The organism is Lacrimispora amygdalina (genome assembly GCF_003432035.1).
Taxonomy (GTDB): domain Bacteria; phylum Bacillota; class Clostridia; order Lachnospirales; family Lachnospiraceae; genus Lacrimispora; species Lacrimispora amygdalina.
In genome coordinates this window covers 1-26,294 of sequence record NZ_QOHO01000028.1, presented here as the reverse complement: position 1 = coordinate 26,294, position 26,294 = coordinate 1, and the positions used below count along the sequence as shown (strand labels likewise).

At 41.5% G+C, this 26,294-nt stretch carries 20 protein-coding genes and 1 pseudogene; 6 read left to right on the top strand and 15 right to left on the bottom strand.

Annotated features, from left to right (window positions below):
- Positions 1–5: 5 nt before the first annotated feature.
- The 5 genes from DS742_RS10080 to DS742_RS10060 all read right to left on the bottom strand — a co-directional run bounded on the left by DS742_RS10080 (position 6) and on the right by DS742_RS10060 (position 6,689).
- Positions 6–1,313: an acetyl-CoA hydrolase/transferase family protein gene (locus tag DS742_RS10080; protein WP_117416877.1), complete on the bottom strand. Its 1,308-nt coding sequence runs from the start codon at positions 1,311–1,313 to the stop codon at positions 6–8.
- 4 nt (positions 1,314–1,317) lie between these two features.
- The gene (locus DS742_RS10075; protein WP_117416876.1) at positions 1,318–2,634 is read right to left on the bottom strand and encodes an acetyl-CoA hydrolase/transferase family protein; all 1,317 of its coding nucleotides are present in this window, start codon (positions 2,632–2,634) and stop codon (positions 1,318–1,320) included.
- A gap of 41 nt (positions 2,635–2,675) precedes the next feature.
- Positions 2,676–4,124: a 4-hydroxyphenylacetate 3-hydroxylase family protein gene (locus tag DS742_RS10070; RefSeq protein ID WP_117416875.1), complete on the bottom strand. Its 1,449-nt coding sequence runs from the start codon at positions 4,122–4,124 to the stop codon at positions 2,676–2,678.
- Positions 4,125–4,203: 79 nt separating this feature from the next.
- A complete protein-coding gene (locus DS742_RS10065) occupies positions 4,204–5,319 on the bottom strand; it encodes a 4-hydroxybutyrate dehydrogenase (RefSeq protein ID WP_117416874.1) in 1,116 nt (371 codons plus the stop codon).
- 11 nt (positions 5,320–5,330) lie between these two features.
- Positions 5,331–6,689: an aldehyde dehydrogenase family protein gene (locus DS742_RS10060; RefSeq protein WP_117416873.1), complete on the bottom strand. Its 1,359-nt coding sequence runs from the start codon at positions 6,687–6,689 to the stop codon at positions 5,331–5,333.
- Between the two features lie 486 nt (positions 6,690–7,175).
- On the opposite strand from DS742_RS10060, the gene DS742_RS10055 reads away from it, so the two are divergent.
- The gene (locus DS742_RS10055; RefSeq protein ID WP_117416872.1) at positions 7,176–8,069 is read left to right on the top strand and encodes a LysR family transcriptional regulator; all 894 of its coding nucleotides are present in this window, start codon (positions 7,176–7,178) and stop codon (positions 8,067–8,069) included.
- Positions 8,070–8,086: 17 nt separating this feature from the next.
- On the opposite strand, the gene ablB is transcribed toward DS742_RS10055, so the two are convergent.
- The 7 genes and pseudogenes from ablB to DS742_RS10020 form a co-directional block, all read right to left on the bottom strand.
- Positions 8,087–8,941: a putative beta-lysine N-acetyltransferase gene (gene ablB, locus DS742_RS10050; protein WP_117416871.1), complete on the bottom strand. Its 855-nt coding sequence runs from the start codon at positions 8,939–8,941 to the stop codon at positions 8,087–8,089.
- Positions 8,922–10,199, bottom strand: a complete 1,278-nt coding sequence (gene kamA / locus DS742_RS10045) for a lysine 2,3-aminomutase (RefSeq protein ID WP_117416870.1) — start codon at positions 10,197–10,199, stop codon at positions 8,922–8,924. Before kamA ends, ablB begins: the two co-directional genes overlap by 20 nt.
- Before the next feature lie 100 nt (positions 10,200–10,299).
- A complete protein-coding gene (locus DS742_RS10040; RefSeq protein ID WP_117416869.1) occupies positions 10,300–11,022 on the bottom strand; it encodes an amino acid ABC transporter ATP-binding protein in 723 nt (240 codons plus the stop codon).
- A gap of 7 nt (positions 11,023–11,029) precedes the next feature.
- On the bottom strand, positions 11,030–11,701 hold the full coding sequence (locus tag DS742_RS10035) for an amino acid ABC transporter permease (RefSeq protein ID WP_117416868.1): 672 nt from the start codon (positions 11,699–11,701) through the stop codon (positions 11,030–11,032).
- 31 nt (positions 11,702–11,732) lie between these two features.
- On the bottom strand, positions 11,733–12,521 hold the full coding sequence (locus tag DS742_RS10030; protein ID WP_117416867.1) for an ABC transporter substrate-binding protein: 789 nt from the start codon (positions 12,519–12,521) through the stop codon (positions 11,733–11,735).
- Positions 12,522–12,780: 259 nt separating this feature from the next.
- Positions 12,781–13,977 (bottom strand): IS256 family transposase, encoded by a 1,197-nt coding sequence (locus DS742_RS10025; RefSeq protein ID WP_117416866.1) that lies wholly within the window; start codon positions 13,975–13,977, stop codon positions 12,781–12,783.
- Positions 13,978–14,087: 110 nt separating this feature from the next.
- Positions 14,088–14,288 (bottom strand): annotated as a pseudogene (locus DS742_RS10020) (tyrosine-type recombinase/integrase); the annotation flags it as partial.
- Between the two features lie 84 nt (positions 14,289–14,372).
- Here DS742_RS10020 and DS742_RS28790 point away from each other — a divergent pair.
- The 5 genes from DS742_RS28790 (at position 14,373) to DS742_RS10000 (ending at position 22,553) form a co-directional block, all read left to right on the top strand.
- Positions 14,373–14,516 carry a hypothetical protein gene (locus DS742_RS28790; RefSeq protein ID WP_170313420.1) on the top strand — a complete coding sequence of 48 codons (144 nt, stop codon included), beginning with the start codon at positions 14,373–14,375 and terminating at the stop codon, positions 14,514–14,516.
- 84 nt (positions 14,517–14,600) lie between these two features.
- Positions 14,601–15,194 carry a hypothetical protein gene (locus DS742_RS10015; RefSeq protein WP_117416865.1) on the top strand — a complete coding sequence of 198 codons (594 nt, stop codon included), beginning with the start codon at positions 14,601–14,603 and terminating at the stop codon, positions 15,192–15,194.
- Between the two features lie 515 nt (positions 15,195–15,709).
- Positions 15,710–16,381 (top strand): DUF5680 domain-containing protein, encoded by a 672-nt coding sequence (locus DS742_RS10010; RefSeq protein ID WP_117416864.1) that lies wholly within the window; start codon positions 15,710–15,712, stop codon positions 16,379–16,381.
- Positions 16,382–17,170: 789 nt separating this feature from the next.
- Positions 17,171–19,819 carry a glycoside hydrolase family 48 protein gene (locus tag DS742_RS10005; RefSeq protein ID WP_117416863.1) on the top strand — a complete coding sequence of 883 codons (2,649 nt, stop codon included), beginning with the start codon at positions 17,171–17,173 and terminating at the stop codon, positions 19,817–19,819.
- A gap of 91 nt (positions 19,820–19,910) precedes the next feature.
- Positions 19,911–22,553 carry a glycoside hydrolase family 9 protein gene (locus tag DS742_RS10000; protein ID WP_117416862.1) on the top strand — a complete coding sequence of 881 codons (2,643 nt, stop codon included), beginning with the start codon at positions 19,911–19,913 and terminating at the stop codon, positions 22,551–22,553.
- Positions 22,554–22,637: 84 nt separating this feature from the next.
- On the opposite strand, the gene DS742_RS09995 is transcribed toward DS742_RS10000, so the two are convergent.
- The 3 genes from DS742_RS09995 to DS742_RS09985 form a co-directional block, all read right to left on the bottom strand.
- Positions 22,638–23,372 (bottom strand): AAA family ATPase, encoded by a 735-nt coding sequence (locus DS742_RS09995; protein ID WP_117416861.1) that lies wholly within the window; start codon positions 23,370–23,372, stop codon positions 22,638–22,640.
- 175 nt (positions 23,373–23,547) lie between these two features.
- Positions 23,548–24,708, bottom strand: a complete 1,161-nt coding sequence (locus DS742_RS09990) for an endo-1,4-beta-xylanase (protein WP_117416860.1) — start codon at positions 24,706–24,708, stop codon at positions 23,548–23,550.
- Positions 24,709–25,067: 359 nt separating this feature from the next.
- Positions 25,068–26,150, bottom strand: a complete 1,083-nt coding sequence (locus DS742_RS09985) for a DUF6765 family protein (protein WP_117416859.1) — start codon at positions 26,148–26,150, stop codon at positions 25,068–25,070.
- Positions 26,151–26,294 lie beyond the last annotated feature (144 nt).

Here is a 26,294-nt window from a genome sequence, read left to right as displayed (position 1 = left end):
TTTTGTTACAGTGCTTCCCCGAAACGCTTCTCAAATTCCACTGACAGATCATCCCGGAATGCAGGTGCCGCGATATTGATCAAAGCCCTTGCCCTCGCCCGTAAGGATTTTCCTTTTAAATGGGCGACTCCGTACTCTGTCACAATATAATCCACATCATTTCTGCTTGTAGTAACAGCCGCTCCCTGTGTCAGAAACGGAACAATCTTTGATATGGTTCCTCCCTTGGTGGTGGCTCCGAAGGCAATGATTGACCTTCCGCCTTTGGATGCGGACGCTCCCCTTACAAAATCCATCTGTCCTCCCACTGCTGAGTACTGCTTCAGTCCGATTGTTTCTGCACAGACCTGACCCATCAAATCCGTCTGCAAAGCAGAGTTAATGGATACCACATTGTCATTCCGGCTTATGATGAACGGGTCATTGACATAGCTTACCGGCTTCATGCAGATGGCAGGATTATCGTTGACAAAGTCATACAACTCCTTTGTGCCCATCATAAAGGTAATGACCATCCTTCCTTTATCAATGTTTTTCCTTTTACCGGTAATTGCCCCTGTCTCATACAGATCCATCAGCCCATCGGAAATCATCTCGGAATGGATTCCCAAATCCTTCTTATTACCGAGAAATTTAAGCACTGCATCAGGGATTGCACCGATTCCAAGCTGAAGACAGTCTCCGTCCTGTACAAGCTCTGCTATATTAGCGCCTATTTTTTCCTCCACCTCTCCGATCACCGGACGGCTATGTTCGTGGATTGGTTCATCACTCTCCACAATTGCTTCCAGATTGCTGACGTGGATGAAATTATCTCCCATCACCCTTGGCATGTTGGGGTTTACCGCACCGATCACCTTTGTCCCCGGCCGCTCCCCTGCTTCCTTGGCAAAATCACAGGAGAGTCCATAGCTGCAGTAACCATGCTCATCCGGCTCAGACAATGTTACAAGAAATACCTGTGCCGGGTCCATATTCGTCACATAGTCAGGAATGCGATTGAAAAAAACGGGAACAAAATCGCCTTTCCCCTCTGCAACATAATTCCTGCTGCGGGCTCCTATGAAGAGGGAGGAGTATTTAAAATGCTTCTCCAGCCCCGGCTCAAAAAATTTGCAGGCTCCCATATCATGCTGCTGGACAATATGTATATCTCTCAAATCCTGTTCCACCGCATAATCCACCATTGCGTTCACAAGCCCATCTGGTTCCGCCGCTGCATGACCAATCAGAACCGTATCCCCTGAGTGGATTATCTTTACCGCCTCCTGAGGAGTTTTCAATTTTGAAGCATAGATTTCTCTCCAGTTCATACGGCTACACCTCCTTATATTTTTCAGCAAAACGTCTCTCAAATTCTTCTGCAAGAACGTCCCGAAACTGGGGTGCTGCAATTCGGATCAGCTGCCGGGCCCGTTCTCTTAGGGTATTGCCTTTCATCTTAGCAATACCATGCTCCGTAACTATATAGTCAACATCATTTCGGGATGTGGTTACCGTTCCTCCCTGGGTCAGATACGGTACAATCCTGGAAACCGTTCCCTTCTTCGCAGTGGAAGGGAATGCAAGGATAGATCTGCCGCCTTTTGAGAAAGAAGCTCCCCTGATAAAGTCCACCTGTCCGCCGATTCCGGAAAACTGTTTCAGTCCCATCGCCTCGGAGCACGCCTCCCCCATCAGGTTTACTTCAACCGACGAGTTAATGGATACCATATTATCATTCTGTCCGATAATGACCGGATGATTGACATAGTCCACCGGCGCCATGTAAACACTTGGGTTATCGTCTGCAAAATCATACAGCTTGCGGCTGCCCATGAGGAATGACACGACTATTTTTCCTCTGTTAAAATTCTTGGCTGTGCAATTGATGACTCCCTTTTCATATAAATCAATCACGCCGTCTGATATCATTTCAGAATGAATGCCCAGATCTTTTTTATTATCAAGAAACTTAAGCACTGCATCCGGAATCGCTCCGATTCCAAGCTGAAGACAGTCACCATCGTTCACCATAGAAGCGATGTGCTCTCCAATTGCCATCTCCACATCCCCAATCTGGGGAAGCCCAAGCTCGGGTATGGGGGTGTCATCTTCCACAATCACATCAATATCTGATACATGAATAAAGCTGTCCCCCAGCGTTCTTGGCATATTGGGATTTACTGCAGCAACCACCTTCGCGCCCTCAACTTCTGCTGCCGGCTTTGTATAGTCACAGGACACACCGAAACTGCAGTATCCATGCTCATCCGGCAGGGATAACGTAACGAATACCACATCCGGTTTTTTTATGCTGCGGTAAAATTCCGGTGCCTGGTAAAAATAGCATGGGGTAAAGTCCCCCCGCCCGCTGTTCACACAGTCTCTGGTTTTTGCTCCAAGAAATAAACTGTTCTCCCGGAAATGTTTTTCCATCCCCGGCTGTGCATAAAGGGAATGCCCCATATCCACCTGCTGGTAAATCTCTATATTCCTTAAATCGGCCTGCACCGCATACTCAGTCATTGCATCCACCAGCTTAATGGGTTCACCCACCGCATGGCCAATCACCACTTTGTCACCGGATTTTACCACCTTAACAGCCTCTTTTAACGGCTTTAATTTTGATGTATAAATCTCTCTCCAATTCATACCTGTGTCTAACCTCCCTCTTAGGTCTAAAATGGCCGTTTTTAATCCTTTATTTTCGCAATCGCCTTTGCAAGCTCTTTTTTTCTTCCGATATTACCCTGACGGGAAATCATAATTCTCTGTGCCTGGGGCGAGCCGGCTCCATGAAGGGATTCGGTCCTGTATCCCACCGCAGCAGTCCCAAGGGTCAGGTTCTCAATTAAGCGCAGGATCCTGAGACGGTTTTCGGTGGATACGCCTTCGATTCCCTTTAAATATTTCTCCACATAGCCCCCTACAACCGGATCATTTAAATCCTTCTCAGACGGGGCCGTTACCATAAGTCCTCCTGCAATATCTTCTGCCAGACGTGCAATCTCATATGGATATCTGGTCACATTCTGCTTACATACATTGGCGAGTAAAAGGTCAATGATATAATTACCGGAATCGGTGGGAGTCCCTTCCGCGGAACAAGCGATACCGCAGCAGTAAAGTGTTTCATTTAAATGGGTCATTTCAATCAGTTTATCCTTAATATGGGAAGCCTTCGGTACGCCGTTATAATCCGCTGCCAGAGCTGCTGCTCCAATTAAAACATCACCTACGCCGACTTTGCATCCGCCGTAAGACTGCCTGTGGTATCCGGCGAACCGTTCTACCAGCATACCTGCATACTCAAATTCACCATTCAGGAAAATGCGGTCATTGGGGACAAATACATCATCAAAAACAACCAGTGCCTCTACGCCTCCAAACTCACTGTTGCCCACATCCATCTGGGATCCTTCCAGCTTCCTGGTATCACAGGACTGCCTTCCGATAATCATTACGATTCCCTCTGTGTCCACAGGAACTGCAAAGGATACTGCATAATCCTTATCATCCGGTCCCATTGCTGCGGTAGGCATGACAATCACTTCCTGTGAGTTGATAATACCTGTCTGATGTGCTTTTGCGCCTCTGACTACGATTCCGTCATCCCTGCGCTCCACAACTCTTAAATACATATCCGGATCTGGCTGGGCATGAGGTGCCAGCCCCCTGTCACCCTTTGGATCCGTCATTGCTCCGTCTACGGTCAAATCGTTATCCTGAACCATACGGAGATACTTTTTAAAATTTTCATGATAGCTGGTGCCGTATTTTGCATCGATCTCATAAGTGGTTGACCATTCGGCATTAAACGCATCCATACCCACGCAGCGCTGGAAACACGCAGCCGTCTTCTGTCCGCAGAGTCTTTGCATTTTAACTTTTTTAATTAAATCATCCGTGCTTCTGTGAATGTTGGCAAACCGGTTGATTTTGCGTCCATCGTCCAGAGTTACTGTCATCAGATCCTCATATTCCGGCAGCTGAGCCAGATCATAGGTAGCTTTCACAGAATTAAGGGACGGTCTTAAAATCGGATGGTCGATGGGGTTTTCAATCTTTTCCCCGAACATATAAATATTAAGTTTCAGTTTCCGCATGCTTTCCACATATTCTTCACCAGTCATTAATGCCATAATCTTCTTCTCCTTTTCATGCGCTCCAACCCTCGTCTGCAATCCGCAGAGCGCAGTTTCATTGCCAAATAAACAGCTATTAATACAGTTCCTGATAAATTTTAAGTACCCGGTCCGCATCCAGGGGTACAAAGTTGTTTGCCATGAGGCGTGCCTGCTGTTCCATAACGCTCTTTGTAAATACAGCAAGTTCTTCCTGCTTTACACCGTACTGGCGAAGCGCTTTTTTAGGAAGTATTTTGCCAAGCAGTTCATCCAGCCTGTCATAAACCACATCTTCCGGGCAGCCAAGCAGTTTTGAAAGACACTGGTTCATCACTGCGATCTCGCCATCCTGCCTGATCTCCATGTAATTCTTAAGCACCCCGGTAAACATGGCATAGTTGCTCTCCCCGTGAGCGACGTGATAGGTGCCTCCCAGAGGATAGCTGGTGGCATGGACAGCCGCACACCCGGCTGTTCCGAATGCAATCCCCGCATAATTGCCTGCAATCAGGAAATCCTTCATAAGGGGAAGCCTTGCATCCGTTCCCTCGGCTGCAATCTTCTGATAGCCTCTGATGATCATTTCAATGGCTCTGTAACCAAACAGCTTTGTATATGGCGTTGCCTTTGGAGACAGACTGGACTCCACCGCATGAACCAGAGCATCAATGGAACTGGCGGCAAACACGGCAAATGGAAGTCCGTTTAAAAGTTCCGGCACCAGAACCGCATCATCGGCATACATATGAGGTGAAACAAGTCCTACCTTTGTTCCCAGCCTGGTCCGGTTGATAATGGAAATATTCGTGACTTCGCTTCCTGTTCCGCAGGTTGTGGGCAGAATGACAAGTTCCCGTTTCTTTTGGATTTTATCAGGTGCAGCATAGAGGGAATCCAGCGGGTCCCCTGCAGACACTGCCATTACTTTAGCGATATCAATCACCGTGCCGCCGCCTATGGCAATAATCCGTTTGCAGTCTGTTTTTGCAGCGGCTTCAAGGATTGCATCCACCATGATATCTGTCGGTTCCCCTGTCCCGTAGGCCTCCTGAAAAATGGTATGGACATTCAGCCCAAGTGTTCCGAAATACGGTTTGTATATGTATTCGTTCGTCAATATGAGGTCACCGCTGCCAAGATTAAATTCTCTGGCAAATTCTTTGCAGGTATCGTAATAGGATATCTGGGATTTTAAAATAATCTCTTTCATTTCAGTCCCTCCTATGCAAAAATTTCTTCATCAGACGGCTGTTTCCAATCCTTTTTTACAAATGCGATCCGGCTCTTATTCATCAGATGGGTATAGAACAGGTTCTCGCTGATTGCATTGTTGCCCCAGCTTCCGCACCCCAGTGTGGTGGTGGGATTCAATGAGTTTGCAAACGCTCCGCCTGCCATGCTGGAACAGGTCTGATTGACTACCACGCGGCTGACAGGAAGCTTCAAACCTGCATATTCAATGTGTTTCTTATCGTTGGACTGGATGTCTGCGGAATGGCCCTCACCTTCATATACCAGATTGTCATATGCGATCTGTACAGCCTCTTCCCAGGTCTTATAGCTGTATGCAGCCATCATCGGGCACATCTTCTCCTTGCTCCATACAACCCCTGCTCCATGTCTCTCAGGCTTTACAATCAGGACCTTTGTGCCCTTTGGTACGGTAATCCCGGCCAGGTCTGCTATGGTTTTGACTGACTGTCCAACCACCTTTTTGTTGATCACGCCATTTGGAAATACCACTTCTGCCAGTTTATCAATAACCGCCTTATCATCAATATAGAAGGCTCCCTGGGATACAAACTCTTTTATCACCGTATCGTAATCCTTCTCAGGTGCAATGATGGTCTGGGTTCCGGAACAGATAATACCATTGTCAAATATACGGCTTGCAATCATTCGTCCTGCAGCAGCCTTGTAATCAATTCCCTCATCAATCAGTCCCTGTACATTGCCGGGTCCCACACCATAGCTTGGTTTTCCGCTGGAGTAAGCGGACTTTACTACGCCGGCACCGCCAGTAGCAAGTACAACATCACAGGCAGCCATCAGCTCGTTGGTAAGTTCGATAGACGGTTCCTCGATTACCAGGAAAATATCTCTCGGAACGCCCATACGGTCCAGCTCTTTGTAATACAGATCAGCCACTGCCATGGCACATTTCTTACTGCGTGGGTGTGGTGCAATAATAATTGTATTCTGGCATTTTACGGCGTACATGGCGTTACACATGGGAGTAACAATGGGGTTTGTGCACGGGGTTGCGGCTGCAATAACGCCCATGGGCTTTGCCACCTCAACCAGTCCGGCCTGCTCATCCGTTCCGATGATGCCAATGGACTTCTTACTCTTTAATGCATTCCATATAATTCTTGATTTTCCTTTATTCTTAGTGACCTTGTCTTCGTAAACGCCCATCCGGCTTTCTTCCACAGCAAGTTTCGCCAGTGGTTCTGCATTGTCAAAAATAACTTTTGCAAACATCTTTACAATTGCATCTGTCTTTTCCTGGTCATAGGTACGCAGGACCTGCTGTGCATTTCTGGAACGTTCCACTAATGATTGAATTAATTGGCTCATTTTTGTTATCTCCTTAGATAGTGATTTTTTTAACATTGTTTCTATGATTAATTCTAGTTCCTTTTTCCTGTTTTTAAAAATACTAATAACTTATCATAAATAATAGGATTTTTTATGGTTCATTTTTGGCATATTCACCAATTCATTAGTGTGTGGCAGCCATACCCAAATTTTGCAAGGAATATTTTGCGGATTTTATTGTTAATTTATTAACTTAGAAACGCTAAAAAAGCCGTATACAGAGAGACAATAAACGGATAAGGAAAGTTATACTGGAACGAAACAGATATGATCTGAGGCGGGTTAACCGGAAATATAAATCCGTGTTATCGTGAAGGACCGGGGAACAGGTGGTCCTGAGGTAAAATAATGGTGCTTCTCTTTACTTCTTATATCTAGAAGTATATAATAGCTGTTAATATATGTAAAATATATATATTGTATATCAATTATGTAATATTTATATAGAAGATAAATGGAGGGTATATGGATATCACGTATGACTATTACAGAATTTTTTATTATGTTGCAACATGCAAAAGTTTTTCCAGGGCAGCTGGTCTCCTTTCAGCAAACCAGTCCAATCTTTCACGATTCATCAATAATCTGGAGCAGCAGTTGGGATGTAAGCTTTTCGTGCGGTCTAACCGCGGTATCTCATTAACGCCTGAGGGGGAGAAGCTCTATTCCCATGTGAAAATTGCCCAGGAACAGTTTAGGGCGGCTGAGCTGGAACTGATCAATGACAAAAACCTAAGCGGAGGCACGATAACCATCAGTGTCAGTGATACGGCTCTCCACGGTCATCTTCTTCCCATACTTGCAGCGTTCCACAGTACCCATCCTGGTATCCATCTGCGCATTCTTAACCACACCACTCCACAGGCAATCCAGGTTTTAAAGAACCGGCTGGTTCACTTTGCAGTTGTGACATCTCCTTCCAACATCAGACTTCCACTGAAGGAAACATGTCTGAAGTCTTTTCAGGAGATATTAATTGGAGGGAGACATTATTCCTTTTTAAAAGACACGCCCCACAACCTGTCGGAGCTGCTGCAGTACCCATTTGTCTGTCTCGGTAAAGATACCGTGACTTATGAGTTTTTTTCAAACCTTCTCTTAAAATACGATCTTGTTTTTAAGCCGGATATCGAAGTTGCATCAACGAATCAGCTGATGCCTATGATTAAAAATGACCTGGGTATCGGTTTTATCCCGGAACATTTTGCCAGGGAAGCCCTTGAAAGCGGGGAGGTTTTCTCCATTCCTCTTAAGGAGAAGATTCCAAGACGCAGTATCTGTCTGGTGGAGAATACCAGCCGATGCCCAAGCATTGCTGCAAATGCATTAAAGCAGATGATACTATCCCAGGATTCCTGATAACGCCTGTAAGTAAGTTAAATCATTTTAATCCAGATATTCATATCTTCAAATGCACCACATATATTACAATTATTGATTAATCTGCCTCTATATTTATACTGGTGTTTGTATAACACCATGTTAATCCCTGTGTTTACTGCTCTGGACAGACTATATAGAGTAATAAAATTCCTGTTTTTAAGCTCTGATTCTAATTCATATATAATATTTGAGAGAACCCCTTTTCCTCTATACTCCGGATAAGTGGCACAATCTGTCATTTCAGCATTCCTGTTTTCCATGTCCATATCCGCTGAAGCTATTCCAATGATCTTTCCCTCATATTCAGCAACTTTATAAAGTATTTTTCCATTCATTGTCTGTCTTAAATATTCCTCGTCATATACAGGCGTGGGATAGGTGGAAAACACAGTGGAAAATAATGCGGCGATTTCTCCTATATCTCGCTGTGCGGCAGTTCTGATGCTGTATGGGGGATTGTTGCTGCCACCTGCAATATACCTGCTGTCTGACATTAAGCACTGAGCGATTATCTTATCTTTTTGTTCCTGATTCTCAGAGATTTTTCGCTTGCCGTCCATAAAATACGACACACAATAAGCATCTGTTCCTTTGAAAAAGCCATCTATTTTTCCTTCAATGCAAAAGCCTGCCTGAGTAAATAGTTTCACATGAGATAAAACGGCATTCCCTATAATTTTACCAGCCTGATTCACTGATGCAAAGCCTTTTATTTTTTCTAAGGTCTGAATTGTTATACTGTCAGAATCAAAGATTTTTACTCGTTTATTCATTTTATCCAGATATATTTTTACTGTATCTATTGTAAAAAAACAATTATTTTCCGTATCACATTGAAACTTTTTCATTATATCCCGCTCTCCTGTCGATTCGAACATTACTTGTTGGTGTCAGGCAGGTGCACTCATTTTTCAAGAGTTTCTCCAACCCCTTATATTCATCATTCTTGTATTTATCACAAATACCACAATGTTTACATGTATGGGTTTTATCGGCCGGTTCCGTATACGTACAGATTACGCCTTCGTAGTTTCTTAGAATCACTTTTTCCGGTGATTGAGATATTACATATTGGGGATTCACTGGTATCTTACCTCCGCCTCCAGGTGCATCTATTACAAAAGTGGGTACGGCAAATCCGGAAGTATGCCCACGCAATAACTCTATAATTTCAATTCCTCTCGCTACCGGTGTGCGGAAATGTTCAATACCCTCAGACAGATCGCATTGATAGATATAATAAGGTCTTACCCGGTTCATTACTAATTGCTGTACAAGGGATTTCATAACAGATGGGCAGTCATTGACATTTTTTAATAAAACAGACTGGTTCCCCAGGGGAATACCGGCATCAGCAAGCATTTTGCATGCAAGTTTCGATTCCTGTGTTATTTCATAGGGATGGTTGAAATGGGTATTAATCCATACCGGGTGGTATTTTTTAATCATATTACATAAATTCTCTGTGATTCGCTGCGGCATAACAACCGGTACGCGCGTTCCAATTCTAATGATTTCAACATGAGGAATTGCCCGTATTTCTTTTAAAATAAATTCAAGTTTCTCATCCGAAACACACAATGCATCACCGCCGGATAATAAAACATCTCTGATTTCCGTATGAGCTTTGATATATTGAATGGCTTTTAAAATCGACCTTCTTGATAAGGTATTATCTTCCTGGCCCGCAAAACGTCTTCTTGTACAATGTCTGCAATACATGGAGCACTGTTCAGTAATAAGTAAAAGCACCCGGTCCGGGTATCTGTGTGTAAGTCCGCGAACTGGAGAGTCAAGGGTTTCATGCAAGGGATCACAGCTGTCACAATCTGATATTTCTGATTCATGGACCGTTGGAACCGCCTGCCTTCTAATTGGGCAATTATAGTCTTTGGGATTAATGAGAGTTGCATAGTAGGGGGTTATCGCCATTTTTAATTTCTTAAGGCTGGTGATGATACCAGACTTTTCGTCTTCTGTAAGATTGATGATCTTCTCCAATTCCTCAACTGTGGTAATTCGATTGGATATCTGCCATTGCCAGCTATTCCACTGTTCTTGCGTAACATTCTTCCATAATTCTATATTTTTATAATTTCTCTGCATTCACACCTCCATGAAAACGTTTCATAGTTACAAGGTTACGATTCACCCCAGGCATTAACTGCTGTCGTAAGGCTGAATCGTAACATGAATTCTGATAATTCTATAAAATCTGCGATATAAACTCTTTCGTTCTGGCATTTACCGGATGATTAAATATTTCTTCTGGAGTTCCCTCTTCCACTATCCTGCCTTCATCCATGTAGACAATTCTGTCAGCAACTTCCCTTGCAAATCCCATTTCATGAGTCACAACAACCATGGTCATGCCATCCTCGGCAAGATTTTTCATAACCTTCAAAACCTCACCTACCAGTTCGGGATCAAGGGCTGAAGTAGGTTCGTCAAATAACATAATCTTAGGGTTCATAGCTAATGCACGTGCAATGGCGACACGCTGTTTTTGTCCGCCTGAAATCATGGCAGGATATATATCCGCCTTATCCTGCATATTTACTTTATCCAGCAGTAAAAGTCCTTGTTCCTTTGCCTCAGCAAACGGAACCTTTTTAACCTGCGTTAAGCCTTCCATGACATTTTCCAATACAGTTTTGTGGGGAAAAAGATTAAAATGCTGAAATACCATACCTACTTCCTGTCTGACTAAATGTAGATTTTTCGTCTTAGTTGTTATTGTTTTTCCACCCAGTTGAATGGTTCCCTCCTGGTGTTTTTCAAGAAAATTAATACATCGAAGCAGCGTACTCTTTCCTGATCCGCTTGAACCAATAATAACAACCACTTCATTTTCATCTACATGGAATTCAATATCATGCAATACCTGATGTTTCCCAAACCATTTATTAAGTCCTTTTATATCTATCATAGGATGATCACTCCATTACTTTAAAATCGCTGACATTTAACCGTTTCTCAACTGCATTTGCTAATATGGTTAATACTGAAGTCATAATTAAATAGTAAATAGCTGCTATGGTTAACATCTCCATCAGCCGGAACGTAGAAGAACCAAGCTGCCTGGCATATAGCAATAATTCCGGTATTGCAACAGCACTGGCTAAAGAAGAGTCTTTTAGTGCTATAATTAACTGATTGCTTAATGAAGGGACTGCACGCTTGAATGCCTGTGGCAATATAATACGGCGCATTACTTTCCCTTCTGTCATACCCAAAGAAAGACCTGCTTCTCTCTGTCCTCTGGCAATCCCCTGTATCGACCCTCTGAATATTTCTGCAATATATGCTGCATTATGAAGTCCAAGTGCTAAAAAGGCTGAGGGTAAATTACCAAGACGTACAATATTAACCAAACCAAAATAAATGAATAGCAGCTGTAACAGCAGCGGAGTTCCCCGAACGATCCATATATATGCTTTCGCCGGAAAACTTAAAATCCCATATTTGGATATGCGCATCAGCGCGAGAATAAGCCCTAACAGCAGACCAATCAGGATACCGAACACTGTCACCAATACTGTCATCTTTGCTGCAGCTAAAAATGACATAAAATACTTTGGAATTATTGAAAAATCCCAAATACTCATACTTTTTCTCCTTTATCACGAAATCTCAAAACTACTTCACGGTGATATCAACGCCGCCCAGCCATTTTTCACTGATCTTTGTCAATGTACCATCTTCATGCATTTCTTTTAAGATTTCATTTATTCGTTCCAGCAGTTCCTTATCTTCCTTGTTGATTGCTATTCCCATATTTTCAAGTCGTAACAGCTCTCCAACAGGCATAATCGTATCACCGCCCGCAATATCGTTCATTGCAGACAAGCCTACCAGCCGGTCCGTAATTACACCATCAACCCGCCCATTGATCAATTCCAGAAGTGTTGCATTATCATCCTGATAAAAGCTCACTTCTGCTCCCAGCTTTTTTGCATCCTGAACAAAATTAGTCCCTGTAGTTACAGCAATCTTTTTTCCAGCCATTTGATTCACTTCTGTAATTTCTGAATCTTTGCTCACGAATAATTGTGCACCGGAGTAATAATAAGGGCTTGTAAAATCTACAACTTTAAGACGCTCATCAGTTATCGCCATACTGCCTAAGATCCCATCGTATCGTTTGTTTCTTAAGCCTTCCGTCAGTCCATCCCAGTCAGATGTTACATAATTAAGTTTTACTCCCAGACGCTTTGCTATCTCTTCCCCTGTATCTACATCAAATCCAACAACTTTACCATCTTCCATATAGTTAAATGGCGGATAACCTCCGCTTCCTACAACAGTTAAGGTACCTGCCTCCTCAACGCGTTTTAAACTGTCTGATTCTTCCTTTTTACAGCCTGTGACAAGAATTAAAATTGATATTAACATTAGTAAAAACATGAATCTTCTCTCTAGTTTCATATGCCCTCCTCATTTTTATAAACAAAAGTAACAACTTAATATTATCATAAAGTTGTTACTATTCCAAGTAAAATATTATTTATTTAACATATTTTGGAAAAATTGTATCCATACATTACAACGAACTGCAAGAAACAAAAGTAGTTCTTCCTAAAAAACAAACGGATTCTATTGCAAAAACAATTAATGAACTCAAACGAAATGCGATAGTGTCAAGATTTTTTCGCAAATTGTATTTCAGCCGTTAGGTAGCCGGTAGTCAGCCGGCTATGATATCAGACTGATTTTGGAGATCCAATTCTTTCAGGTGCTCCATATTCATGTAGCGCTTTGTACCCCATTGGGTTCCAGCTACGTGTCGCAGTCTGGCACATACAAGCATTAAAGCACTTTGCCCATCAGGGAAAGCGCCAATAGCCCGGGTTCTACGTTTAATTTCCCGGTTCAGACGTTCAATGGTATTGTTGGTGCGAATCCTTGTCCAGTGTTGGCTGGGGAAATCCATGTATGTTAGGGTCTCCTCGATTCCATCTTCAACCTTTTTAGCAGCCGAAGTTAATTTCATCTCGCGAAGTTTATCTGCTACTTGTTTAGCCTTTTCCTTTGCAGAGGTTTTGCACTCTTGAGCATGGATAGCCTTCAGCAGCATAGAGACTTCTTTCATTTTATTACGAGGAGTGGCTGAGAATATATTCCGATAGAAATGAACCGTACATCTTTGATACTTTGCATCAGGAAATACTTCTGGAATGGATTCGAGCATGCCAAGGCATTTATCACCAATAATTAGGCGCACTCCGGCTAGACCACGTTCTTTTAACCATACGAAAAATGCTCTCCAGCTTTCACGATCTTCCTTCATACCTTCAGCCGCACCAATAATTTCACGACATCCATCCTCGTTGACTCCAATGGCAACAAGGATAGAGACGTTTTGTATTTCACCGCCCCAGCTGCGCTTTAAGTAAACACCATCTACAAAGACATATGGATAAGAACCTGTAAGTTTGCGGCTTCTCCACGCTTCAATGTGTTCATAGGCTTTTTTATTTAGATTGCTTATTGTTCCAGGTGAAACTTTGGTTCCCCATAATGCCTCGGTAATATCCTCAACACGGCGAACAGAAACACCTGCGAGATACATTTCAATAAGAGCTTCTTCTACAGAGCATTCTCTGCGGCGATACCGCTCAATAATGGCAGTTTCAAACGGGACGCCCTTTAACTTTGGCATTTTTAATTTGACCTCACCCGCTTTGGTTTGAAAGTTTCTACTGTAATGTCCGGAACGATATCCTTTACGTTCACCGGATCGCTCATATTTATCGGCATTAACGAGTTCATCTGCTTCATGATCCAGCAAGGCATTGAGGGTCTCCTCAACGCTGTTACGTACTAAATCTTTCAATTCATTATGGATAAGTTCCTGATTTAATTGTATAATGTTATCGGACATGTTCTATAGCCTCCTTTGAGAGTATTTTGTGTGGTAACTTAATTCTACCAAACGGCTATAGACCATGTCTATTTTTAATAAAATGAATTTGCGAATTTAATTATACGTCATCAGGTGTTTAGAGTGGTTTCTACTTTTTCATGGCCCAGGCGGTCAGCTATGGCCAAAGGGGAGAAGCCCAGCTCTATCAATAGGCTTGCATGACTGTGCCTGAGATCGTGTAGGCGGATGCGTTTCACTTCCCCGTCTTTCGTTCCCCGGCGCATTCCATGTTCAAAGAAATGTTTGGTATAGGGGAAAATACGGTCATGCTTTTCTTATACAGGCTTACCATATGTTCCATGGTCATTAATTGCCTTCTGGCTGCGGCTTTCGGCTATTTGGTAAGGTAAATCATGGTAAAGATTAAAGTATCCAATGAACGGCCAGAGGAGCTTAAGCGAATACTGGACAGGCTCCGGCCAGAGGTTAAGAGTCTGAAGGTTGCCAGGAACCAGGAAGGGCAGTTTAAAAAGGCGTATATTGAAGTAAAGGAGTGAGAGGGAGCACCTGGGAAACTGGGTGCTTTTCTTCTGGATAATTTTGGTGTATGATTATAGAAAAATACTAAGGAATAAATGTAAATGATAGATATAAAGGATATATTAGATGAAATCAGATATCAATATTATAATAGAACTATGCTTAAATCAAAAATTTGCTTTATGATTGGTGTAATTGCACTTGCTATTTACTGCTTTAAAAGAAGTGCTGGAAGCTTATTAATAGTTATTTTGGCTTTCGCATTCCTAATAGCATTTTCTCTATATTTTTCTGTTGTTGAAAAGAAAATTAGAAAAAATGATATATATGATATAGCCTGTAGGGTTTATAAAATTTATAATGACAGAGAACAAAGATATAAAATATTAAAAGCTGTATTAAATGAGTATGAGGTGGAAAAGTTGAAAGCACTTCGTTTAATGTTAAAAGCTAGTCAAGAAAAAAGTTTCTTAGATAATTTGTATTCTGCGACCTCTGTTGCCTTAAGTGCAATGGCAGTAATGATATCGTTAATGCCTAATGATGCAGACCCCAAATCTATTATAATATTTAAAGTTTATATGACATTTTGTCTTTTTATCATGGGGGGCTGGATTGTATTAGCTAGTTTGGTACATAGTAATTCAGATAAATATATTCTTTTTTGTATTGAGGATATTTTAGAAGAGGATTAATTATATCATAAAATTTATACTTTAATTATCAAAGTGACTTACTAAATGATACATTAAATTGGCATTTAAACCTTATAGAATGAGGCTTTTCGCTTGCATACCCCCTCCCCTTCTGGTATAATATCTATAAGTAAACAAAATATTGACGAGTACCCCAGGTGACAGCCTGGAAGCCATAATAAGGCGTGGGAATAGCGATTCATCAAATTGATGGTTCGTTGTTCCTACGTCTTTTTTGTTTGCCGAATTCAGAGCCGAAGATGTAAAAAGAATAGATTTAAATCATCTAGATGAAAAGTCCGATAATAGTTATGCCAAGCTTATTTGGTATTTTAAATTTTGCCTAGTTATATGCATGATGGGATTAGTAGCAAGTTCTCCAATAGTGCTTTATATAAAAGCATCAATCATTGCAACGACCAGTATCTTTAATGTAACCCCCAATTGCTTTTCTAGTCCCGCTGTCTATGGTATTCTGTAGAAGTAAGTAATCATAAAAATGGAGGATCAATAAAATGACATTCTCAGACAAATTACAGATTATACGAAAATCCAAAGGCATCACCCAGGAAGAATTAGCCGAAAAATTAAACGTATCCCGTCAGGCGGTCACCAAGTGGGAGAGTGGCATGGTATACCCGGATATAATGAATTTGATTCAATTAAGTGAATTATTTCATATAACGGTTGATTATCTTGTTAAAGACAATCAATGCAGCAAATCGATGGAGATTACTTATAACAATGACATGGACGAACTGATAGATTTTAAATTGGAGGCAATCAAAAACACTTACGCAGGTTATGCTGAACCCTGTGGGTCATCAAGGCCTGGTTCAAACGATTATACCTACACAAAAGGCGATTACCAATATTATGATACGTGGTTAGGGGGAGAAAAGTTTTCCGGGGAGGAAGCTATCTGGAAAAATGGGAAAGCAATTTATTCGATGAACTATTTTGGAAGAAACTTAGACGAGAGATTTAGCGGTGATTTTTTAAAAGAGGTATTAAGATCAGCACCAAAAGAATTACCTTATAGAGGGCCGGAATTCTATCAATCTGGAGAGTACACATATAAAACTAAGGTAATTGGAGATATGGACTGGTTCCAGGGCTACGAAGAAATTTTTTGTCAAAACATTAAGGTTTATGAATGTTTTTATCATGGAGGTGTGTTGATTTAGTGAAGTGAACCTATTTCGGAAAGTTTACTTATCCAATTATTATTCCCTGAAATCGTGTTAAATTAGATTCGTGATACAGTTAGAGAGGCTCAATTTAAGCTTCTCTTTTTTGTTTTTAAGTTGTAATCAAACGATAATTTAACTTTTTTCAATATTCAGTTACAAAATAAATCCCGAACAGATTCGGCATGAAAAACCTGAATCGGAGCAACTGTATTCAGTGAGTTGTATTCTGAGAGGGTTGAGTCAGGGGGCGGAAAACAGAAGGTTAAGGATCAGAAAATATAAAAAATATCTTCCCCTGAATCGCTATCTTTCAGGTCATCGAATTTATAAATAATCCTTGCCGGGCTGGTATTAATCACTCATATGATACCATTGGCATATACTTACCTTAGGGTTGTTTTAACACAAGTGCCGTTAGTTGAGTTCAAAAATTTTCATTTATTACCATTGATTGGTACCATTTGGACTCTGACTGGAGACGAATAAAATGTGATAAAAGTAAATTTATATTTGATAGTCAACTAAATCATGAGATTTAAAATCGCATTTGACTGAAGCATTTGCAAAAAACAAGAATTATATTTCAAACATCACACTCAACGCAAATAATTTCGGAACTTATGTTGGAATTTACCTACAAGTGGCATATGCTGAAAAACCATTGAGTCTCAAAGGAAGGTACCATAATTTTCAGTGAAGGGAGTGATTCCATTGGATAATTTAAGTATTATATCGTTTTGAAGACTCTGTTGATTTTTTAGTATAAGAGGAGGTTACTTTATAATGCAAAAACAATTATTAAAAGAGCCCACAGACGCTTATCAGAAAAGGTTCCTGGAATTATGGGAGATACTGCACGATTCTGCAAACGGATATTTCAGTCCGCAGGGAGTCCCTTATCACAGCATAGAAACTCTGATGGTAGAAGCTCCCGACTACGGTCATGTAACTACCAGTGAAACGTTAAGCTATTATATCTGGCTCGAAGCCATGTATGGCAAATTTACCGGTGATTTTTCCGGTTTTCAAAAAGCATGGGATATTGCAGAAACCTATATTATCCCAACAGAAAAAGATCAGCCCAATAGCAGTATGTCTGGATATAACGCCAGTAAACCCGCCACCTATGCGCCTGAATGGGAGCTGCCAAGTCTTTATCCCGCTAAATTGGATTCTGGCGCAGCGGTAGGGTCAGATCCAATCTACAATGATTTGAAATCAACCTATGGCACTTCTGTTATTTACGGCATGCACTGGCTGTTAGATGCGGACAACTGGTATGGTTTTGGCAGACGGGGAGATGGCAAGTCTGCACCGTCTTATATCAATACCTTCCAGAGAGGAAGAGAGGAATCTACCTGGGAAACAATTCCTCAGCCGTGCTGGGATGACATGCATTTCGGTGGTAGAAACGGATTCCTGGATCTGTTTACCGGAGACAGTAATTATGCAAAACAGTTTAAGTATACAGATGCACCGGATGCAGATGCGCGGGCAATACAGGCGACATACTGGGCAGACCAGTGGGCCAGTGAATACGGGGTGGATCTTGGAACCTATATTGGCAAGGCAAGTAAAATGGGTGACTATTTAAGGTATGCCATGTTTGATAAATATTTCCGCAAAATTGGATCGTCAACTGCTGCCGGCACCGGTTACGATGCGGCTCATTATCTGCTCAGCTGGTATTATGCATGGGGCGGCGGCGTAAACGCAAACTGGTCCTGGGTGATTGGCTGCAGTCACAGCCATTTTGGTTACCAGAATCCCATGGCAGCCTGGATATTGTCACAGGATGATGAATTTAAACCAATTTCACGAAATGGTGCAAGTGATTGGAGCAAGAGTCTGGAGAGACAGCTGGAATTTTATCAGTGGCTGCAGTCCGATGAAGGCGGTATTGCGGGCGGTGTCTCCAATTCCAATAACGGCCGTTATGAAAGCTGGCCTTCAAAAACCGCGACCTTTTATGGCATGGGGTATCAGGAACACCCTGTATATGCTGATCCCGGAAGCAACCGATGGTTTGGGTTCCAGGCATGGTCCATGCAGCGTGTAGCAGAGTATTTTTATAAAACAAAAGATTTAAAGGCAAAAGCCTTACTGGAAAAATGGGTTAAATGGATTAAAACAGTAGTGAAACTGGAGGATGACGGAACATTTGCTATTCCTGATAATTTAGACTGGTCAGGCCAGCCTGAAACTTGGACAGGAACCTATACCGGAAATCCGAATTTGCATGTAAAAGTAAGCACCTATGGCACTGACCTTGGCGTGGCAGGCTCTCTTGCCAATACCTTACTGTACTACAGCAAAGCATCTGGTGACGATGAGGCCAGAGTACTTGCCAAGGAATTATTAGACCGTATGTGGAACTTGTACAAAGGTGACAAAGGGCTTTCCGTTCCCGAACAAAGGAATGACTACAGCCGTTTCTTTGATCAGGAAGTCTATGTACCGTCTGGATGGACAGGAACCATGCCAAACGGAGATGAAATTAAATCGGGAGTTAAGTTTATAGATATCCGTTCTAAATATAAAGATGATCCTGATTTTCAGAAGGTTCAGAACGCTTACAACAGAGGAACAGCTCCGGTATTAAATTACCACCGCTTCTGGGCACAGTGTGATATTGCCATTGCAAACGGTGTATATTCCATGCTGTTTGAAGAAGGCGGAGAGCCGGTAAACAACTCTGCCATTGATCCCACATCAGCAGTTTTTGACAAAAAGGAAGGCAGCCAGAAAGACATTAAAGTTACCCTTTCCTTAAACGGAAATACTTTTACGGGGATCAAAGAGGGAAATAAATATTTAACAGAGGGTGTGGAGTACACCTTAACCAATGATACGGTTGTATTATTGAAAACTTATCTGGCAGAAAAAGAAGTCGGGAAATTAAAGCTCACCTTCGATTTCAGCGCGGGAACTGACCCGGTATTTGTCCTGACTGTGACAGATTCTTCAATAGCAGCCGGAGACATCAAAGTACAAATGTATAATGATACCACAACAGCACAGGTAAGTTCAATTGTACCGAAAATCAAACTCACCAACACTGGAAAAACCAGTATATCACTTACCGATTTGAAACTTAGATACTATTACACGATTGACGGAGAAAAGGACCAGAATTTCTGGTGTGACTGGTCTACAGTCGGCAGCAGTAATGTAACGGGTACCTTTGTAAAAATGCCAAAAGCAAAGCCAGGTGCAGATTATTACCTGGAGATAGGATTTACAGCTGGAGCCGGTAAACTGGCAGAGGGGCAGTCCATTGAAGTACCGGTAAGATTCAATAAAATTGATTGGAGCAGTTATACGCAGACAGGAGATTATTCCTTTTCGAAATCAGGCAGCAGTTATGCAGACTGGACAAAAATCACAGGATATGTTTCAGGCAGCCTGAAATGGGGAGTAGAGCCGAAATAAAAGCGTAGAGCTTAACTATATAAATCCTGACCCAAATATCAGAAGACTGGATTTGGGTCAGAACTATCAATAAAAACCCGGAGGTTTCGATATGAGTATAAAAAAGAGTACCACGCCTGCGGCTCAGCCGGCAAAGGCAGAATCAAATTATAATTACGGAGAAGCGTTACAAAAAGCAATCATGTTTTATGAGTTCCAGCGTTCCGGAAAACTGCCTGCTGATATCCGGAATAACTGGAGAGGAGATTCCGGTCTGTCTGACGGTTCAGACGCGGGGATCGATTTAACTGGAGGCTGGTATGATGCAGGAGATCATGTGAAATTTAATCTCCCCATGGCATATTCGGCTGCCATGCTCGCATGGAGCGTATATGAGGCAGAGGATGCTTTAAAAGAAAGCGGTCAGTTAGAGTATTTATTAAAGGAAATCAAATGGGTAACTGATTATCTTATAAAATGCCATCCCACCGTTGATGTCTTTTACTACCAGGTAGGGAACGGCAATACGGATCATTCCTGGTGGGGACCGGCAGAAGTAATGCAGATGGGAAGACCGTCCTATAAGGTGGATGTTAACAGTCCCGGTTCTACCGTATCCGCAGCGGCAGCGGCAGCTCTGGCAGCAGCTGGTGTCATTTATGCGGATCGCGATCCCGGCTATGCACGAACTTGCATTCAACATGCGAAAGAGCTCTTTTCATTTGCTGACAAAACAAAGAGTGACAGCGGTTATACCGCAGCAAATGGTTTTTACACTTCCAGCAGCGGTTTCTATGATGAACTGTCCTGGTCCTGCGTATGGCTGTATATTGCTACCAAAGATTCCGCTTATCTGGAGAAAGCAGAATCCTATGTACCACACTGGGGCACAGAATCTCAATCTTCCACCATTTCCTATAAATGGGCGCAATGCTGGGATGATGTGCATTACGGCGCTGCTTTGCTTCTTGCTAAAATAACCGGAAAAGAGGTGTACAAGAACAGTACACAAATGCATCTGGATTACTGGTCAACGGGATATAACGGCAGCCGTATTTCCTATACGCCAAAGGGACTTGCCTGGCTGGATTCCTGGGGGGCTTTAAGATATGCCACCACCACAGCTTTTTTAGCCAGCGTTTATGCTGACTGGTCAGGCTGCAGTAAAGAAAAGGCGGAGATCTATAAGAAATTTGCCAAACAGCAGGTAGATTATGCTCTGGGAAGCAGCGGCCGCAGTTTTGTGGTTGGTTTTGGAATAAATTCTCCGAAAAGACCTCACCACAGGACATCGCACAGTTCCTGGGCGGACAGCATGACCGTACCCGCATACCACAGGCATACCCTTTACGGAGCTTTGGCAGGAGGACCGGATAAAGACGACAGTTATACGGATGAAGTTAATAACTATGTCAATAATGAGGTTGCATGTGACTATAATGCCGGGTTTGTGGGCGCACTTGCAAAACTTTATGGAGAATACGGGGGAGATCCGATTGCAGACTTCACGGCAATGGAAGAAGTGACGAACGACGAATACTTTGTAGAAGCAGGAATTAACGCCTCAGGCAGTAATTTTATAGAAATCAAGGCGGTATTGAATAATTGCTCGGGCTGGCCTGCAAGGATGGGAGATCATTTATCATTTAAGTATTTTGTTAATATAAAAGAGGCTGTAAATGCAGGCTATACAGCGGACGATTTTACAATAACTGCAAATTATAACCAGGGAGCAGCCGTATCACGGCTTTTGCCCTGGGCTGAAGCTGACAATATTTATTATGTAAATGTTGATTTCACCAAAACCAAAATCTATCCTGGAGGACAGTCTGCATACAAAAAGGAAATTCAGTTCCGAATCGCCGGACCGGAAAATATGGCATCCGGAGATAGATCCAATGATTATTCCTATACCGGATTAGGCGGTGCAACTTCCGGAAAAGTTGTTAAGACTAGCTATATTCCCGTATATGACGCAGGGGTAAAAGTATTCGGCGATGAGCCGGGAAGTTCTCCAGCCAGTTCTTCCATCAGTCCGGTAACTGCATCATTTGACAAATTCAATCCTGAAGATGTGTCGGTGACTGTTATATATAATGGAAATACGCTTGACAATATAAAAAATGGAACCGATTTGCTGGTGAAAGATACCGATTATGTAATATCTGATAATATAGTAACCATTTTAAGTTCCTATCTGGCTGGTAAATCTGTTGGCAAATTAGGCTTGATCTTTAATTTCAGCGGAGGGAATGATCCTGTTTTAACAATTACCGTAACGGACAGTTCGGTTATAACAACAGGAGATTTGAAAGTCCAGGCGTATAATATGAATACACCCGGAAATGTAAGCAGCATTGCAGCAAAGATCAGGCTGTATAATACGGGAACCGGAGACATCAGCCTTTCTGATGTTAAATTAAGATATTATTACACGATTGATGGAGAGAAAGAACAGCAATTCTGGTGTGACTGGTCCTCCGCGGGAACAGCCAATGTGACAGGAACATTTGTGAAAATGAAAGAGGCAAAGAGCGATGCCGATTATTATCTTGAAATTGGTTTTAATAAAGCGTCAGGTACCCTTTCTGCCGGGGAATCCATGGAATTGCAGGTGAGATTTTCAAAGTCAGACTGGACGAATTATACCCAGACAAACGATTATTCCTATCAGGGAACCGGCTCCGTCTACGCCGACTGCGATAAAATAACCGCTTACCTGGCCGGAAATCTGCAATGGGGGACAGAACCTTAATTGTTTGTGTTGGGTTCGATTCCATTGGAGGAGCGCTGCCCATTGGCGCTCCTCTTTCAATGTAACTTATTTGCCGCCCGATTCTTATTCCCCCAGCAACCTGTTTAAAAACTCATGCCTATGATTGATAAATAATTCAGTCACTTGATAACTTTCAGTATCTTCATAATCGCACAAGCTGATTCCAGCATTATCAAACAGCATTATTTCTGAATCTGGAATCCCCAGTAATATTGGGGAATGAGTAGCAATTATGAATTGCGCCCCCTGTTTAGCCAGGTTTACAATTTGCATGAGCAAAGTCAGCTGTCTTTGGGGAGATAAGGCTGCTTCCGGTTCATCCATGAGATATAATCCTTCCTTAGAAAAAGATTGAAAAAAATGAATAAAGCTTTCACCATGAGACTGTTCATGCAGAGACTTTCCACCATATTGTTGATAAAATATTTCTTTTGGAGTGTTGTCACGATAATCTTCTGCTTTTGTTGCCACATTAAAAAAGCTTTCAGCACGAAAAAAATAATTGTATTTAGAACGTTTTGCACCTTTAGATAAAGTTAGGGCATTGCTTAGCTCAGAGACATCATCATAGGTGGAAAAACGATAATTTAAAGTTCCGCCTTCAGGATTGAAGCCATAAGCCACTCCAATGGCTTCAAGAAGTGTGGATTTACCGGTACCATTTTCGCCCGCAAAAAAAGTAATATTTTTATTAAAGTGTATACATTCTATAGTTTTCAGAGAGCTAATATCTTTCAAATAAGAATCACGCTCTAATTTTTCCCAGTCAATACGGATAGATTGTATATATTTATTCATTCAGATTAGACCTCCCGTTTCACTTGCTTCAAATTATATAACCTTTTTATTAGTATATCACGGAAAGATTCAAAGTAAAATAATTGCTCCCGCAACCTGGTTAAATCAGAAAAAGAGCACAGACCAGCCGTGCTCCTTTCCTGATATAGATCTTCTTCAATTCAAGAATTACTGCTTATTTATTAAATGTATCAGTAAATGCATCTAACGTTCTGTAATAAGAAGCCTTTGGAGTCCACATATTTGAAAAAAGCAGCGGGCTCTTATCGCGTCTCCAGGAGACATCATCTGACATTCCCCACCAGGTAAAGCCTGTAATATTGCCGCCTTCCTTTTTAACTTCGCAGACTGCTTTCATAACATCATATACATAAGCGGCCTGTTCTTGTTCGGATTTGGCACCGGCATCAAATTCTGTAATCTGGATCTCTAACCCTGCATTTTTAAATGCGGTATAGGCCTGTTTGAAATAGGATGCACTTGGGAAGGTTGATTCAAGGTGAGACTGTCCGCCTACACCGTTGCATAATTTCTTTTCTGAATTTATAAACTGAATCAGTTTTATTATATTGCCTGCTTCCATATATTCATTATAATCGTTATAGAATAAACTAACCTTGTCAGTGAGTTTAAAATAACTTAATGTTTCATTGGCATAACGGAAAGCAGTTTTAACAAATTGCGGACTTGTTGAAACATTTCCATAAATTCTTACCCAGTCTGAATTGGCTGGGGAATGCAGATATTCATTTACAACATCCCATGCGTATACAACGCTGCCGTAATTGCTTAGATAAACGTGATTCATCACTGTCTTTATATAAAACTCCATACGTGCATTCATTGTGTTTTGATCCACATGATTTGCGCCGGCGTTATAGCCTGCCCGGAACAGCCAGGTTGGAGTCTGGCCATGCCAGACCAGAGTGTGCGCCCGGACTCCCAGACCATTTTCATAACAGATTTTCAATACTTTGTCTACGGTATTGAAATTGATTTTTGGTACGGTTGCTTCCGTATAGCCGCTTGGAATATAGTATCCTAAGGATTTTGCTTCTGCCACTGAGATCAGAGTCGGTGAACCGCCAAGCAGCGCATCCGGCTTCATTTCATTTTCAAGCGTGATACTATTGTACCTTTGCTTAATCAGATTTAAGGTGGAAGCGTTTTGTAACTGGGCTAACGTTACACAGGTACCTGACCTTTGGAATTTGGTTCCATATGTATTTAACAAAGTCTGGTCGGCTGTGGCTGCCTGGGTAACTCCTAATGATGAAACTGTAAGTGCAATTGCAGAAATAACTGTTACTAGTCTTTTTGTAAATGATCTTTTCATTAAACTACCCCCTTGTATTTTATTTGATTATTTAAAAAGATTCTTTGAAATAGCATTTCGTAAAATAACAGGTTTTGCTGTATTCTTAAATTTGTGCTTTCCTCCTTTCTTAGCTCCCTCTTATTTAAAGTTACCTGATTTCAAAGACTCTTTTTTATCAAATTTATAGATAGTAAATATACTGTAATATTAAGTTGATAAATTTGTTACTAATCTAACATAATATTCAATCCAAACCTTAAAAATGTAACTATTACGATACTGTTCGTCATTTTTTCGTGGATATTTTAGATAAGGAAAAAATATTTGAAGAAACCGGAATGTTGCAGCTTAAGCAATATTCCGGTTTCTACATCTTATTATATAGCAGGAATATTAGCCGCCTGCAGTTCTGCACATACCATATCCTGATGTGCTCGTGCTGCATCCAAAAAGTCATTTATGGCGGTGGGTGAAGCCTGTTTTTTGTTATAATTCTGTAAATCCGGGAAATCCATCTTTTTCATATATTGACACCATGCTCTACATGCCTCATCACCCGTTTTACTTTTTAAAACATTTTTTAAATTGCCCCATTTTATCGGATTCTTAAGTTCCTGAAACAAAGCATTTTCACCATCTAAGTATGTATCGGCAGGCTCGAAAGAAGCGTGTTTTCTGATGCATTTAAGAGCATCAATCATCTCGTAGAATGCCTGGGCAAAAATTTCTGCATTGCACCGTATAACACGGTAACCTTCCATGGACCAGTGCGGATGATATTCATAACTCATACTGCCGTCATCAGGCAAATGTCCAAGTCTTCCGTGCCCAAGATAAAATACAGAATAATTACTGACTCCAGCCGGAGTGCTTACATAGTCACTTAAGCTGGTATCTTTTTTAAGAATCTTAAATCCGCTGTTTCCCACGTCATTAATAAAATAGGAAGGTGTACCGGCAAAGAATTCATGAGCAAAGGTATCGGCCAGAACATGCATCCGGATACCGGTTAAATATAAAATTTTATCACTCAATGGATTAGCATATGCAAATTTGTTAATGGTATCAGATATAATTTTTGATACCATTGTGCTGTTGTGAGTGCAAATGCATTGTAAATCGGGATAATTTCTCTGATTCTTTAATACTGGATCTTTTATGTTTAAATGATTATCCAGGTTACCGGGAAGAAAATGAAAAGGCATCCAGATTTTTCTTAATTTTAATAAAGTTTCACTATTAAATGCGGAAAGATCATAAATATTATCTTTTAAATTTTCCGTATTTGTTTCACAGGTTATGACCTGATTCTCTGCAGGTATCTTTGCTGCGTTTAAATAATCTTCGGTACATTCGTCTACTGTCTGGGCTGCCCACGCAATTTTCCCGGCCTGTTCGTGAGAAAATTCTGCAATTCTTGCAGCGCAATATGTTCCATAATAATGAAAATCCAAATTCATAATAATCTCCATTCCGCGCGCCTTCGGGCGCGGCACAAATAGTAATGAAAGATTTGCAAAACCTCTACTACATGAGATAATAGCTTCAAGAAGCTACACTACAAAGCACGGGAGGAGGAGTTGTAAATTCTTTCTCGTTTTACA